The sequence below is a fragment of the Mesorhizobium sp. C395A genome (assembly GCF_030323205.1).
Lineage (GTDB): Bacteria > Pseudomonadota > Alphaproteobacteria > Rhizobiales > Rhizobiaceae > Mesorhizobium.
In genome coordinates this window covers 1,354,390-1,368,353 of sequence record NZ_CP100473.1, presented here as the reverse complement: position 1 = coordinate 1,368,353, position 13,964 = coordinate 1,354,390, and the positions used below count along the sequence as shown (strand labels likewise).

The following is a 13,964-nucleotide window of genomic DNA, read 5'->3' as shown; positions in this document are numbered from 1 at the left end:
TCCTCAACGATATTCGAAGATCGAGCGGAAAATGCCCGGCGCGATCACCGATAGCGGGTTGATGTCCAGCACCGGCTTGTTGGCGTTGCCCTTAAGCCGGTAGGTGACGCCGATCAGCCCGCGGTCGCGGCCATTGCCGAGCAGCGCGCCGACCAGCGGCAACTCGCCAAAGATGCGATTGAGGCCATAGGCCGGCATGAAGGTGCCGGTCATGTCCATATTGTTGTTCTGGTCGTAGAGCGTGCCCTGGAAGGTGGTGCCGATGCGCGGGCCGCGCAGCACGCCATTGGCCAGCTTCAAATAGCCGCTGCCCTTGTCGATCTCGGTAAAGCCGCGCTCGAATTTTACCCGCGAAGTGTCGATCTTGCCCTTGACCGCTTCGTTCAGGCTGCGGCTGTCACCGGTTGGCGTGGTCGAGACGATCGAGGCGAGCTTGGGTTCATTGACGATGAAGAAGTTGCTCGAATCGACCTGTCCCCGCATCGGCCCGTCGGCCGCGCCGCTGAGCGCCAGCGTGATCGACCCGCCTTCCATATGCTCGTAGATGTTGAGGAAGCGCAATATGGCGCCTGCGTCGGCCGACTTCATGGTGAGCGCGCGAGCACCATTGCCTGCCGTATTGCTGATGGTGATGGCGGCGCCGGAACTTGCCGCGGCGCTGACCTTGAGCCTGTTCACCCTGGAGCCGGCGGCACTGTAGTCGAGCTTCAAATTGGACAGGACCTCGTCATGGAACCCGCTTAGCGAATTGACGTCGGCGCTAACCGAAACCGCGTCCGTGCCGGTGGTTTTGGTGGCGGTATCGACGTCGGAGGTGAACTGCTTGATCAGCGAGCGGGCATCGAGCGCGTTGCCGCTGACGTCGACTGCGAAGCCCTTGCCCGACCGCTTCACCGTCACGGCGACGTCGTCGCCCCGGTTCAAGGCGACTTTGCTGAAGCGGGCCGAAGACAGCGCGCCCTTGACCAGGACGACATCGCCTTCGACCGAAAAGCTCTTTCCGTCGAGGTCGAAGTCGGACAGCGTCGTGGTATCGCCGGACTTGGTCATGGTAAAAGTGGCATTGGCGGCAATGCCCGGCCCCTTGCTCCAGCCTGCCCAGGGAATGTCCAGCCTGGCGCTCGTCAGGTCGACGTCGACGTTCTGGCTGCCGCCTTCGCCGCTCTTGTCGATTGCCACCTTGATGGTGCCGGAAATCAGCGGCGACAGGCCAGGCATGGCGATGGCGCGCGTCTTGTCGTCGAGCACAAGCGCCACCTTGCGGCTGCGCGGCGGGCCGCCATCCCTGAGCGGCTCGACCAGATCGAGCTCGGCTGGAATGCCGTTCAGCCGCGCCTTGGCAGAGATCACCGCCTTGTCGGGCCCGACTTCGATCGAACCGTCGGCATCGGTCACCATCTGGCCTTCGAACGGCTTGGCGAGCGACAGGTCCTTGTAGTCGAGCGATACCAGCCAATCGAGCTTCGACGTGTCGACGCCGGATTGCAACGGAATGTCGGCCTTGACGTGGCCGGTCACCGTGCCCGACAGGTCGTCCGGCAAGATGCCGACATGGCGCATGGCGTTGATCGGTTCGTAGGAGGCAAGTTCGGCGATGGCCGGCGCCTCGCCGGCGACGTCGATGTCGAGCGCGCCGATCACCGGCGGGTGGTTTGCCGCCTTTACCGACAGTGTGCCATTGCTTGCCGCCACGGTGCGGCCGCTCGGCATATAGACGCTGCCCGAGGACAGCGCGACGTCGACATCGTTGCCGTGGAAGGAAACGACGCCGACGGCATCGCGTATCGGCGGAATGCGGCCGGCGGTGTCGAAACGCGAGCCCTCGACCTGGAAGCGGCCGAACACCTCGTCGGCCGAAAGCGGCACGCCGTTGCCGAGACGCCCCGGCACGACCTGGAACTGCAGGCTGGCATCGACGACGCGGCCGCCAAACAGGTTCTGCAGCACCCACAGCCGCGCGTTCTTGGCGGAGAACCAGGGCCACAATTGCTTGACGTGCGAGACCGCCATGTCGTGGACGTTGAGCGACACCGAGATACCCGGCGGTCCGTTGTCGATGAAGGAAACCGCAGCGGTTCCCAGCACTTCGCCCCCCGATCCCGACCTGATGCCGATCTGGTCGGCGACAAGCTTGCGGCTCTTGATCTGATAGACGCCGGCGATGCGGGCGAAGAAATTCAGCGCCGGCTCGGGCGATTCCGAAGGCGCCAGCGTCGAGCCGTCGCTGGTCAGGTCGTAACGATAGGAAGGCTCCTCGCCGGCCGCGCCGGTCGACGGCTTTGGCCCGATCGAGCCGGCGAAATTGAACGCCGAGCGCCCGGTCTTTAGAACCAGCCTGCCGACATCGATCTTGTTGGAGCCGGAGACAAGGGCGGCGTCGACATCGACATCGGCCGGCAACAGCCCGCGTGTGCCGAGGTCGAGCACCGAGCCGGTTAGCGACAGCGAGCCCGTCAGCCGCGAATCGGTCTCGCCCGAGCCTTCGGATCCGGTGAGCTTCAAAGCCATCGCGCCGGTTCGCCCGCCGGCCGCCGGCGTTGTCTCCGCGACATCCGCCATGTCGATGGCGGCGTTCAAGGCGGTAACGCGCATCGAGCTCGTATCGCGGGTGGCGGTGGCCGTGACGGTGAGCGCGCGGCCATCGACATCCGCCTCGGACGAGAACTCCATGCTGCCGGGGCCCGACTGCAGCACCGTGGCGTTGGCGATCGTGACCAGCTTGACCGATCCGGCCTCGGGCAGCTCGAACGCGACATTTTTGAGATCGATGCGGCGCATCGAATCCTCGCGCACGGCATCGAGTGCACGATTGACGTCACTGAAGACGACGGCGGCCAGTTTTTCCGGATCGATGAGACCGTCTTGATTGCGCAGGCGCGCTATCCAGTCACCACCCGACGGCATTGCCGCGGTGACGATATGGGCGTCGGAAATCCTGGCGCTGGTCAGCCGAACCTCGCCCGAAAGCAGCGGGACCAGCCGGATGCCGAAGCGGACGCGCCCGGCATCGGCCATCGGCTTGCCGTCGGCCGTCTCGACGCTGACATCCTTGACCTGCAGCGCAATGAAGCTCGATCCGTCAAGTGTCAGGCTGGCAGGACCGACGGCGACTTTGACGTCGAAACCGGCCAGTTTCTCGATCGCCGTTTCGGCTTCCAACCGCAGCCGTTCGCTGCCGATGCCGGTGGCGCCGATGACGTAGACGGCGGCCGCTGCCAGCAGCACAAGGGCTCCAATGCCGGCAAATGCGCGAACAAGAATACGAAAGCCGCGGCCGATCCGTGCCTTGCCGAGCGGCGGCACGCGGCAAGCGGACGGGAAAGCCCCCAGGTCGGTGATCTCGTCACGCCTGAACCGGATTTTCTCGTGCTGCGGTTCTTCCTGATCCACGCAATTTTCCGTTGTGCGAATTCGATCGTGGACGAATCCCCGCCCGACACTATAACGACGCAGGCTAGAGCATGATGCCGAAAAGTGTGAGGCGGTTTTCTCGGACAAACGGTTTCCGTTTGTCCAGGCATCATGCTCTATCTCTTTGATTTAGGGCCGCGTAACCTCAAACAAGGGCATTGATATGGCTGATCTCGACGTTGGCGACGTTGCGCCGCAATTCGATCTTCCGCGCGACGGCGGCGGCTCGATCAGCCTTGCCTCGATGCGGGGGAAGCCCGTTGTACTTTATTTCTATCCGCAGGACGACACCACAAGTTGTACCAATGAGGCGATCAGCTTTTCGCAGCTGAAGCCGGAGTTCGAAAAGGCCGGCGCCGTGGTGATCGGCCTGTCGCCGGACAGCGTGAAGAAGCACGACAAGTTCAAAACCAAATACGATCTCACCGTCGACCTGGTTGCCGACGAGGAGCGCAAGGTGATCGAGGCTTACAATCTGTGGGTCGAAAAGACGATGTATGGCCGCAACTATATGGGCGTCGAGCGGGCGACGTTCCTGATCGGCAAGGACGGGCGGATCGCCGGGATCTGGCGCAAGGTCCGGGTGAAAGGCCATGCCGAAGCAGTGCTGGAGGCGGTCCGCGCGCTCTGAGGCGCCACCGATCTGGCCAACGCCGCGCAGTGCATTAGGGGCATAAGACATATATGCGGTTGGCTGACACCGTTGGTCACAAGCGCGCCCGCGACGGCAAAACTTTGTTAACCCTAATAATGTGTAATCGGGCTTCGTTGGTGTCGTAACGAAAGCTTGGTCCCGTGAACCTAACCGGTCAGTCAGCGGTCTTCGGCAGGCGCAAGGAGCCGCATACGGTCATCATTGCGCGGGGCAATGAAATACGGCATTTCACCATCCGGCCGTGGCTCGTCGCCTTTTTCGGCTCGGCACTGGCGGCGATCGCCATCGGCTATCTCTTGGCGACCTCCTATCTCGTACTGCGCGACGATCTGATCGGCGCCACCACGGCCCGGCAGGCGCGCATGCAGCAGGCCTATGAAGATCGCATTTCCGCATTGCGCGCGCAGGTCGACCGCATCACCAGCCGCCAGCTTCTCGACCAAAAACTGATGGAAACCAAGGTCAGCGAATTGATCGAGCGGCAGAGCCAGCTCAGCCAGCGCCATGGCCGCCTCGGCCCGATTCTCGAGCGGGCCGAAAACGAAGTCGGGACGCTGCCAACCGCTGATGCCGCAGCGACAACAAAACCCGACGAACATGCCGAACTGACTGGCGGCGAGCCACTCGCCTATTCGGTCGCCAGCCTTGGTTCGGGCGACACCAGGCCATTCTCGCTGTGGTCGACACGTTCCGATCCGCTGCCCAGCGAAACGGCTGCGGACCGCGCCGACAAATTGTTCGTCTCGATCAATGATTCACTGAAGGCTATCGAGAGCCAGCAACTCACCCGCATCGAAACCCTGGCCGACAACGCCTACAAGAACGCCGATGCCATCACCCAGGCGCTGGAAGCGGCCGGTCTGCCGGTCGACAGTGATTTCGGCAAAAACGAAAGCGATGTCGGCGGACCGCTGATCCCGCTTGACAGCTCGATGATGTTCGACAGCAAGTTCAAGGAACTGGACGAGGCGCTGGATACGCTCGACCAGTTGAAGAAAGAGGCGCGGCGGCTGCCGCTCGCCAACCCGGCGCCGGGCCACTCCGTCACCAGCCCGTTCGGCGTGCGCACTGACCCCATCCTCGGCACCGCTGCCCTGCACTCGGGCATGGATTTCCGCGCGCCGGTCGGCATGGCAGCCAAGGTCACGGCGGCCGGAATCGTTACCAAGGCCGGCTGGAACGGCGGCTATGGCCGCATGGTCGAGGTCGATCACGGCAACGGCTTTGCCACGCGCTACGGCCATCTGAGCGAGATCGACGTTGCCGTCGGCCAAAAACTCGCAGCCGGCGACATCATTGGCAAAACCGGCAGCAGCGGCCGTTCGACCGGCCCGCACCTGCACTACGAAGTCCGCCACAATGGCGAGGCCATCGACCCGCTGCGCTTCCTGACCGTCGGCAAGAAGGTCGAGCAGTATCTGTAGGGTCAGGCCAGGCGGCTGGTTGCACGCCCCCGCCTCCTTCACCTGTTGTACCATCCTGTTGTTTGGCAATCCGACATCGCGTGCTCCGGCGTCACGTTCTGGAGCCTGCGGCTGCCGCGCGCTTTGCCGATGCTGTTCTCATCGCTGAGGATTGCCTCGGCCACCGCCGTGATCGGCGCCATTGTCGGCGAATGGATCGGCTCCGACCAAGGACTTGGCGCGCTGATCGTCCAGGCGTCCTTCAACTACCAGTCGGACCGCCTCTACGCGGCGATCGTGCTGTCATCGGGCCTGTCGATCGTCCTGTTTTGTCTTGTGGTGCTGATCGAGCGCCGGACGATCCAATATTGAGCAGATGCGTCAGGCGGGTCGCGGTGGCGTCCGTCGTGGCTGACCGGTCAGGATTTGACATGGATGTCTCGCGGGAATTTGGTCAGCGTCTCATGGCCGGTCTCGGTCACCAGAATGGTCTCGCTGATCTCGATGCCCCAGCCATCCATCCACATGCCAAGAATGGAGTGCACGACATTGCCGGGTTGCAGCGCGGTCTTGTCGCCGGGCCGCAGGCTGATCGTGTGCTCGCCCCAATCCGGGGGATAGGCGACGCCAATGGAGTAGCCGATGCGCGATTCCTTCTTCAGCCCGTAGCGCTGGATAACCTTGCGCCATGCGGCCTCGACCGCTTCGGCTGTGGTCCCCGGCCTGACCGCGTCGAGCACCGCATCCATGCCTTCGATCACCGCCTTTGCGGTGTCGGCGACACGGGCCGGCGTCTTGCCGAGCTGCATCGTTCGGGCGAGGCCGGCGGCATAGCGGCGGCAGACACCGGCAAGTTCGAGCGCAATCGTCTCGTCCTCTCCAAACCGCCGGTCGCTCCACATGATGTGCGGAGCCGATGCATTCTCGCCGCCGAGGATGGTCGGCGGCAGTGCCGTGATGTCGCCGGCGAAGTCCGCGCTGCCGGCGATCTGCGTCGCCTGGATCGCGGCAATCGCATCGCACTCGCGCACACCTGGCGCAATGACTTCGAAGGCCCGCGCAACAGCTGCTTCAGCCAAGGTCGACGCCTTGCGCAGGTAGGCAATTTCTGGAGCGGATTTCACGGCGCGGATCCAGTTCACCAGGAGATCGGCGTCGTGCCATTTCGCATTGGGCAGGCCGGCGACCAGCCGGGCATGCGCCTTCGGCGAGAAATAATAGGCTTCGAGCTCGATGCCGATATGTCTCGCGCCCCAGCCCTTGGCGACGATCCAGGCCGCTATCCAGTCCATCGGATGGCGATCGGCGCGCTGCACGTGGTCCTCGGGGAAGCCGACCACATTCTCCGGCTTCATCCAGGCCGTCAGCAAGCCGCCTGCCGCATCCATGGCGCGGCCGATCCAGACCGGCTCGGCCTCGTTTTCGATCGGGACCAGCACGACCTGCGGCGTGTAGAACGACCAGCCGTCATAGCCGGTGATGTAATGCTGGTTGGCGACATCGTTGACTACCAGCAGTTCCAGCCCACGCGCCGCCATCTCGGCGCGGATCTTCTTGAGCCGCCGCTGGTACTCATCGCGCGCAAAAGGCAATTCGATCATCGGTTTTCCTGCTGGATTGTTGGCCGGCGAGCCCCGCGCCCGCCTGACGTCATTCACCATTGCGGTGGTTTCAGCCCGGCTGCAATCGGCCAGCGCGACGAATGGGACAGGTCCTGCAGCGCGCCCGGGAACCGTCACGAATTATTTTTGAATTCCATTTGACTGAATAAATTGCCTGTGCAAGTCTTGGTCTTCCTATGGGGCGCGGGACATGACACTGCGGGGGACCAATCAGGAGTTCGGGCGGCCTTACAACCGGCGCATCGTGCTGGAGTCCATCCGTCTTCACGGTCCCATCGCTCGCGGCGACATTGCCGGCCGGGTCGGCCTCACCGTCCAGACCGTATCGACCATCGTTCGCGAACTTGAAGAGCATGGTTATGTGCTGTCGCTGCGCGAAGAGCCGCGCGGACGCGGGTTGCCGCCGGCGACGCTCAGGATCAACCCCGAGGGCGGCTATGCCGTCGGCGTCCACCTCACCCCGCTGGGGATCGACGCGGCGCTCATCAATCTCAGCGGCGATGTCATCGAGAGCATGCATCGCGAGGCGCCGCATGCGACGCCCGACCATGCCTTCGAGCTGATCGGCGCGATGGTGCCCGAGTTGACCGCGCTGCGGCCCGGCGGACGCGTGCTCGGCATCGGCATGGCGCTGCCTGGACCGTTCGGCGTGGAGTCGATGAGCTTCGTCGGCCCGACGACCATGGCCGGCTGGAAGGATGTCGCGCTGCCGGAACGGCTGGCGGCGTCGACCGGGCTGCCGGCCTTCTTCGAAACCGACATGGCGGCGGCGGCCATGGGCGAACGGCTTTACGGTCTCGGCTCCGGTTATTCCGAATACTACTACCTCTATTTCGGCGTCGGCCTCGGCGGCGTCATCGTGCATGACGGCGCGGTGATGCGCGGCGCCTGGGGCAATGCCGGCGAAATCGGACACATCCCTGCCGTTCCCGGTGGCGAGCCTTGCCCATGCGGCAACAGCGGCTGCCTCGAACGGTATCTCTCGCTGGAAGCACGTCGCCGCCGCAACATCAGCGATGCCGCCTGGGTGGCCGAGATCGCGCCGATCTTCCGCAACGCCATCGTCACAATCGAGAATATATTCGACCCCGAAACCGTGATCCTCGGCGGGCTTGCGCCCACAGACCTGCTGGAAAAGCTGGTCAGCGCGGCCGGACAGTTCCCCAATTCGGTCTCGGCGCGGCGCGACCGCAAGACACCGCGCGTGACGGTGGCGACCGGCGGCAAGCATTCGGTGCTGCGCGGCGCTGCCGCATTGGCCGTTTCGGGCGTGCTGTCGCCGCGCTTCGGCCAGATGTTCATTGCCGAGCGCGAGCGCCGGTCAGACCTCATGCACAGCAAGGGAGTGGCGGCATGACCGAACCGCTGCTGGTACTCGAAAACGTCACCAAGAATTACGGCGCCATCCACGCGCTGAGGGGCATCAGCTTCTCGATCGGCAAGGGCGAAGTCGTGGCGCTGCTCGGTGACAATGGCGCCGGCAAGTCGACGCTGGTCAAGATCATCGCCGGCGGCCTCGAACCGAGTTCCGGCCGCATGCTGTTCGAGGGCAAGGAGTTTCTGGCGAAGACGCCGGCCGAGGCCAAGGCTGCCGGGATCGAGACCGTCTACCAGGACCTGTCGCTCTGCACCAATGTCGACGTCGTCGCCAATTTCTTCATGGGCCGCGAAATCACCCGCAAGGTTCTCGGTGTCCCCATCCTCGACGAGCGCGCCATGGAGGCCGTCGTCGGCAAGGCGCTGGCCAGTGCCGGCACCCGCATTCCGTCGCTGCGCACCAATGTCGAGCATCTCTCGGGCGGCCAGCGCCAGGCCATCGAGCTCAACCGCTTCGTCCATTGGGGCGGCAAGCTGGTGCTGCTGGACGAGCCGTTCGCGGCACTCGGCGTCGAGCAGACCAGGCGCGGCCTCGAGATGATCCGCCAGGTGGCCAACCAGGGCATCGGCGTCGTGATCATCACCCACATCATGCAACAGGCCTTCCAGGTTGCCGACCGGATCGTGGTGATCCGGCAAGGCGTCGTGGCCGGCGATGTCGCACGCAACAAAACAAGTCCCGATGCGGTGATCAACATGATCACCGGTGAGACGCTTGCCGGTGCCGGACCGGCAGGTTGAGGGACAAAAGAGGGGTCCGGTATAAAAGAGGAGCGAACGACATGAAGCGAATACTGGTTCTTGTCTTCGGTATCCTGGCACTGGCTCTTGCCTCGCTCACGCCGGCAATGTCCCAGACCAAGGGCACCGTCTATTATATGGTCCCGACCCTGCTCGATGAATTCCAGACCGGCTCGGTGAGCGCGCTGGAGCTGTTCCTCAAGCAGGTCGGCTATGAGGTGAAAACACTCAACGCCGATAACAAGACTGACGCGCAGCAATCGCAGATGAACGACGTCATTGCGCTGAAGCCGGCGGCGATCATCCTGGCCGCCGTCGATTTCAACGCGCTGAAGCCGTCCATCGAAGCGGCGCGTGCAGCCGGCATCCCGGTGGTCGAGTTCGACCGCCAGATCACCTCGACCCCGTCCGATTTCACCTCGGTGGCGGGCACGGTCGAGATCGGCTACGTCGCCGCCGAGCAGGCGCAAAAGCTTCTGACCGCCAAGAACGGTTCGGTGAAGGGCAAGATCCTGCAGGTGCTCGGCGATCCCGGCGATCCCTACACGCTCGACATCCAGAAGGGTTTCGAGGAGAAGTTGAAGGCGTTTCCTGACGTCAAGATCATCTCGCTGCCGGCCATGCAATGGGAAGCCAGCAACGCCGGCACGATCGTTGCCGACCAGATGCTCGCCAACCCCGACATCGACCTGATCTTCAGCCATGCCGCGCACCTGTCGGTCGCAGCCGTCGCCTCGCTCGAGGCCGCCGGCAGGAAGCCGGGCGACGTCATGCTGATGAGCTCGAACGGCGCTCCGGTCGGTCTCGACCTGATCCGCAAGGGCTGGCTCAATGTCGAAGTCGAGCAACCGCTCTACGCGCAGGCCGCGGCCGTGGCGATGTTCATGGACAAGATCGCCGGCAAGCAGGAAATCAAGCCTGGCGAGTATGACGTGCTCGGCTTGAAGTCGACAGTAACCAAGGAGAGCTGGGGCCCCAACATCAAGATCCCGGGCGCCGCCATTACCAAGGAAAACGTCGACAATCCGGCCTTCTGGGGCAACCAGAAGCCGCCGACGGACACGATCAAGTCTGTCGAATAGTAGCCTAGCGAAGCGCTCCGGGCCATTGCGGCCCGGAGCCTGCCCATTCACGACGCCGCGTCCCAGGACACCGTGGCGAACCTAAACCCGCGCCTGAACCCGACGAAATCGAGTTGATTTCTCAGCCTGATTTTTCTCGGGAGCGCCAACCGGATCAGCCCATGAACCCGCGCACCCGCAAAGCCCTGGAGTTCGTCCTCGACAACCTCGTCTGGTTCATGCTGATCTTTGTGCTGGTTGTCTTTTCCATCTTCGTCCCGAACTACTTCCAGCTCGGCATCTTCGCCAACATCATCGAGGCCTCGAGCGTTCTCGGCGTGATGTCGATCGGCCTGTCGCTGGTCATCATTGCCGGCCATATGGACCTGTCGGTGGAATCGGTGGCCGCACTCAGCGCCATGGCGGTCGGCATCCTGTTCTGCTCATCGGGCATCGGCATGGGCATACAGCTCAATCCGCAATGGCTGATGGTTCCGGTTTCGCTGCTGGTTGCGCTCGCCGTCGGCGGCCTCATCGGCGTCTTCAACGGCTATCTCGTGGTCAAGGTGAAGATGAGCGCCTTCATCATCACGCTGGCGTCCTACATCTGGGTGCGCGGCCTGGTTCTGGTGATTTCCGGCGGCCGCTCGGCACAGGATCTGGCGCCGGCCATCCGCTGGTTCGGCATCCAGCGGCTGGCGGGCCTGCCGCTGACCGCCTGGATCGCTGTCGCCTGTTTCGTCCTGTTCTCGCTGATCATGGCCAAGACGCCGTTCGGCCGCCACCTCGTGATGATCGGCGGCAACGAGACCGCGACCTTCCGCGCCGGCATCCGCGTCAATCGCAATTTGATCATCGCCTTCGTGCTTGCCGGCGCCATTGCCGGCCTCGCCGGCTGGCTGCTCGCCATCCGCACCTCGGGCGCCACCGCCAATCTCGGGACCGGGCTGTTGTTCAACGCCTTTGCCGCCGTCGTCATCGGCGGCGTCAGCCTGAAAGGCGGTGTCGGCACCTTGCCCGGCGTCTATGCCGGCGTGCTTTTGCTCTCCTCCATCAACACGGCGATCAACCTGATGGGCCTGCCGGCCAATTTCACCCAGGTGATCCACGGCCTGCTTGTGCTCGCCGCCGTGCTGCTCGACGCCTTCAAGCAAACCATTCGCCAAAGACTGGCATAGGAGACGGCTGGCATGACAGGACGGCTCGAAAGCAAAGTCGCGCTGATCGTCGGAAGCGCGCGCGGCATCGGCAAGGGCATCGCCCAGCGCTTTGCCGAGGAAGGCGCGCGGCTGGTCCTGGCAGACAGCGAAGCCGAGGCCGGTCAAGCGGCCGCGGAAGAGCTCGGCGCTGCCTTCATCCGCACCGACATCTCGCAAATGGCCGATGCTGAGGCCGCGGTAGCCCTGGCATTGAGCCGCCACAGTCGTCTCGACATCATCGTGCAGAATGCCGGCATCTATCCCTGGCAGCTCATCGAGAACACCAGCCCGGGCGACTGGGACCGGGTGATGGCGGTCAATCTGCGCGGCACCTTCAATGCCACGCTGGCGGCGCTGGCGCCGATGAAGGCGCAAGGCTACGGGCGCATGCTCTACACCTCATCGATCACCGGTCCGCATGTCACCAGCCCCGGCCATGGCCACTACGCCGCCAGCAAGGCCGGCATCAACGGCTTCATCCGCTCGGCGGCGCTGGAGTTTTCCGGCTACGGCATCACCGTCAACGGCGTCGAGCCCGGCAACATCCTGACCGAAGCGATCGAGCTGCATCGGGGCGCCGCTTATATCAAGAACATGGAGGATTCGATCCCGTTGGGACGCCTCGGCAGTCCGCGCGATGTCGCCAATGCCTTCCTGTTCCTCGCCTCGGACGATGCCAGCTACATCACCGGCACCACCATCATCGTCGACGGCGGCCAGTTGCTGCCCGAAGGCAAGGATTTCCGGCTGCTGCCGCCGTGATCAGCCGGATTTGTTGTAAAGCAGCAATTCAGGCCGGTACTCGAAATGCATGGTGTCGTAGTGATACCAGCGCCCGCCCCAGATGAAGCCGTTTTTCTCGAACAACTCCACGACTTCCAGCGGGATCCGGTTCTTGAACGGAATGGGGGCCTTGGGGTTGGTTTTGTTCCTGTTGTTGTACCAGTAGTCGGAGAAGCCGACATTGATGTCGAAGGCCGCCCCGAAGGAGTGGACGCTCAACCGGTTCGTGCCGGCGATGGGCCGCCAGACAAAGCCGCCGCCGGACTTGAGCCCGTAACGGCTCAGCTCCGCGGGCATCGCCTCAAGCGCAGCGGAGACCTTGCCCAGCCGGTCGTTGATGCCGAAAATCCTGGTGACCTGCACGGTCTTCTTGCCGAGCTTCGGCAACCATTTGAGGTTGGCGATGTGCTTGCCCACCTCGGCGGCACTTGCCCCGTAGAGCTTCTCGAAGAAAGGTTCGTTGCGGATGCGGCCGGGATCGAAATCCTCGGCCGGGACCAGCGCGCCCTCCGCTGCTCCGGGATAGACGTAGCGAAACATGTCTTCGATGTCAGGGCTCTCCAGCAGCGCGTCGGCGTCGCGCGCCTTGCCGTCGTCCCACACCATCGTGGTGCCGTCGGTCCAGGTCAGTACATTGCCCGAAATGGTGAAAAGTCCGGGATAGGCCTTGAGCAAGGCGGCCTTGGCCGCCGGCTGGTCGACGCCGTCGCCCGCATTCCCTGCATAGGCGAAGCGTCCAGTGCCGACGATTGCCAATGCGAACAGCAACCGCAGCATCAGGCGCCCTGGATGATCCATCATTGTCCTGCCTTCCCGGAGGGCTTTCGTTCATCGTGTATTTAACAAGGCTGCTGTACCATGCTGGTCGAATCGAACGGGAGACAAATCGTGTCAAAAACCTTCAATGCTTTGATCCGGATGACGTTTACATTCATCTGCCTGGTCGGCCTGGCCTCGTCCGTCTCTATTCTTTTTCCAGCCACCGCATCCGCCCAGCGGATGCAGCGATGCGCCGACGAAGGCGAAATCTGCCGCCTGCCCTACCCCTCGGAAGTGGTCTACGGCGCGCGCGGGCAGACCACTTCGCGCTTCATCGATCGTCGTGCCGTGCCGTGTACGAATCGCGTCTTTGGGGACCCGGCGCCTGGCCGCGACAAGGCTTGCTACATCGTGAGGCGCGGCGGCGGTGACGACTATGGCGACAACAACGACGATGACAATTACGGTGATGACGACTACGGCCAGGGCGGCGGCAGATGGGTGGCCTGCGCCTCGGAGGGGCGGTTCTGCGAGTTCCGTGGCCGCAAACTGGTGAGATACGGGGCGCGTGGCCAGTACGTCCAGGGCGTATTCAGGAACGGCGTCACATGCAGCGTCGACGCCTTTGGCGAGGATCCCATCCGCCGCGTGAAGAAGAACTGCTACGTCAAACGATAGGTGGCGCCGGGGAAGAACGGCGGGTGCGGCTCGTTGCGGCCGCGCCCGGCATTCGAGATATGGTCGGCCAGATATGGTGGGCGATGACGGGCTCGAACCGCCGACATCTTCGCTGAGAACGCTATCGTCAACTCGACCGCTGTGAACCCTTATCGCGGCACGGTGACACGGCACCTACGCCGATATCGAAGCCGTATGCGAACAACGTCGACAAGTACACGCTTGCCCGCATCGGCGAGCCGAAACAGGAAGAAGTGGCGGAGCCGATCGTCTTT

Annotated in this window: 11 protein-coding genes and 1 pseudogene; 9 read left to right on the top strand and 3 right to left on the bottom strand. The window is 63.5% G+C overall.

Going from position 1 to position 13,964, the window contains the following annotated elements:
• Positions 1-3: 3 nt before the first annotated feature.
• Complete coding sequence (locus NLY37_RS06765; protein ID WP_023743154.1) at positions 4-3,390, bottom strand: YhdP family protein; 3,387 nt, start codon at positions 3,388-3,390, stop codon at positions 4-6.
• Positions 3,391-3,574: 184 nt separating this feature from the next.
• On the opposite strand from NLY37_RS06765, the gene NLY37_RS06760 reads away from it, so the two are divergent.
• The 3 genes and pseudogenes from NLY37_RS06760 to NLY37_RS06750 all read left to right on the top strand — a co-directional run.
• Complete coding sequence (locus NLY37_RS06760; protein ID WP_023706427.1) at positions 3,575-4,042, top strand: peroxiredoxin; 468 nt, start codon at positions 3,575-3,577, stop codon at positions 4,040-4,042.
• A 164-nt stretch (positions 4,043-4,206) separates the two neighbouring features.
• Positions 4,207-5,490 carry a M23 family metallopeptidase gene (locus NLY37_RS06755; protein WP_023743155.1) on the top strand — a complete coding sequence of 428 codons (1,284 nt, stop codon included), beginning with the start codon at positions 4,207-4,209 and terminating at the stop codon, positions 5,488-5,490.
• Positions 5,491-5,583: 93 nt separating this feature from the next.
• Positions 5,584-5,841, top strand: a pseudogene (locus NLY37_RS06750) (ABC transporter permease); the annotation flags it as partial.
• 47 nt (positions 5,842-5,888) lie between these two features.
• On the opposite strand, the gene NLY37_RS06745 reads toward NLY37_RS06750, so the two are convergent.
• Positions 5,889-7,070 (bottom strand): M24 family metallopeptidase, encoded by a 1,182-nt coding sequence (locus NLY37_RS06745; protein ID WP_023743156.1) that lies wholly within the window; start codon positions 7,068-7,070, stop codon positions 5,889-5,891.
• A gap of 211 nt (positions 7,071-7,281) precedes the next feature.
• On the opposite strand from NLY37_RS06745, the gene NLY37_RS06740 reads away from it, so the two are divergent.
• From NLY37_RS06740 to NLY37_RS06720, 5 genes are all read left to right on the top strand, one after another.
• On the top strand, positions 7,282-8,448 hold the full coding sequence (locus NLY37_RS06740) for an ROK family transcriptional regulator (protein ID WP_023743157.1): 1,167 nt from the start codon (positions 7,282-7,284) through the stop codon (positions 8,446-8,448).
• Positions 8,445-9,209: an ATP-binding cassette domain-containing protein gene (locus NLY37_RS06735; RefSeq protein WP_023669142.1), complete on the top strand. Its 765-nt coding sequence runs from the start codon at positions 8,445-8,447 to the stop codon at positions 9,207-9,209. Before NLY37_RS06740 ends, NLY37_RS06735 begins: the two co-directional genes overlap by 4 nt.
• 41 nt (positions 9,210-9,250) lie before the next feature.
• Positions 9,251-10,291, top strand: a complete 1,041-nt coding sequence (locus tag NLY37_RS06730) for a sugar ABC transporter substrate-binding protein (protein ID WP_023743158.1) — start codon at positions 9,251-9,253, stop codon at positions 10,289-10,291.
• 161 nt (positions 10,292-10,452) lie between these two features.
• On the top strand, positions 10,453-11,448 hold the full coding sequence (locus tag NLY37_RS06725) for an ABC transporter permease (protein ID WP_023743159.1): 996 nt from the start codon (positions 10,453-10,455) through the stop codon (positions 11,446-11,448).
• A gap of 12 nt (positions 11,449-11,460) precedes the next feature.
• Positions 11,461-12,231, top strand: a complete 771-nt coding sequence (locus tag NLY37_RS06720; protein WP_023743160.1) for an SDR family oxidoreductase — start codon at positions 11,461-11,463, stop codon at positions 12,229-12,231.
• Here the strand turns inward: NLY37_RS06720 and NLY37_RS06715 are convergent, their stop codons facing one another.
• Complete coding sequence (locus tag NLY37_RS06715; RefSeq protein ID WP_156933981.1) at positions 12,232-13,053, bottom strand: M15 family metallopeptidase; 822 nt, start codon at positions 13,051-13,053, stop codon at positions 12,232-12,234.
• A 57-nt stretch (positions 13,054-13,110) separates the two neighbouring features.
• Here NLY37_RS06715 and NLY37_RS06710 point away from each other — a divergent pair, with 57 nt between their 5' ends.
• On the top strand, positions 13,111-13,689 hold the full coding sequence (locus NLY37_RS06710) for a hypothetical protein (RefSeq protein WP_245260457.1): 579 nt from the start codon (positions 13,111-13,113) through the stop codon (positions 13,687-13,689).
• Positions 13,690-13,964 lie beyond the last annotated feature (275 nt).

What these genes read in the sequence shown, in the direction of transcription:
- NLY37_RS06745 (WP_023743156.1), bottom strand. Translation starts at nt 7,070, where the DNA reads ATGATCGAATTGCCTTTTGCGCGCGATGAGTACCAGCGGCGGCTCAAG.
- NLY37_RS06710 (WP_245260457.1), top strand. Translation starts at nt 13,111, where the DNA reads ATGCTGGTCGAATCGAACGGGAGACAAATCGTGTCAAAAACCTTCAAT.
- NLY37_RS06740 (WP_023743157.1), top strand. Translation starts at nt 7,282, where the DNA reads ATGACACTGCGGGGGACCAATCAGGAGTTCGGGCGGCCTTACAACCGG.
- NLY37_RS06720 (WP_023743160.1), top strand. Translation starts at nt 11,461, where the DNA reads ATGACAGGACGGCTCGAAAGCAAAGTCGCGCTGATCGTCGGAAGCGCG.
- NLY37_RS06735 (WP_023669142.1), top strand. Translation starts at nt 8,445, where the DNA reads ATGACCGAACCGCTGCTGGTACTCGAAAACGTCACCAAGAATTACGGC.
- NLY37_RS06715 (WP_156933981.1), bottom strand. Translation starts at nt 13,053, where the DNA reads ATGATGGATCATCCAGGGCGCCTGATGCTGCGGTTGCTGTTCGCATTG.
- NLY37_RS06730 (WP_023743158.1), top strand. Translation starts at nt 9,251, where the DNA reads ATGAAGCGAATACTGGTTCTTGTCTTCGGTATCCTGGCACTGGCTCTT.
- NLY37_RS06760 (WP_023706427.1), top strand. Translation starts at nt 3,575, where the DNA reads ATGGCTGATCTCGACGTTGGCGACGTTGCGCCGCAATTCGATCTTCCG.
- NLY37_RS06725 (WP_023743159.1), top strand. Translation starts at nt 10,453, where the DNA reads ATGAACCCGCGCACCCGCAAAGCCCTGGAGTTCGTCCTCGACAACCTC.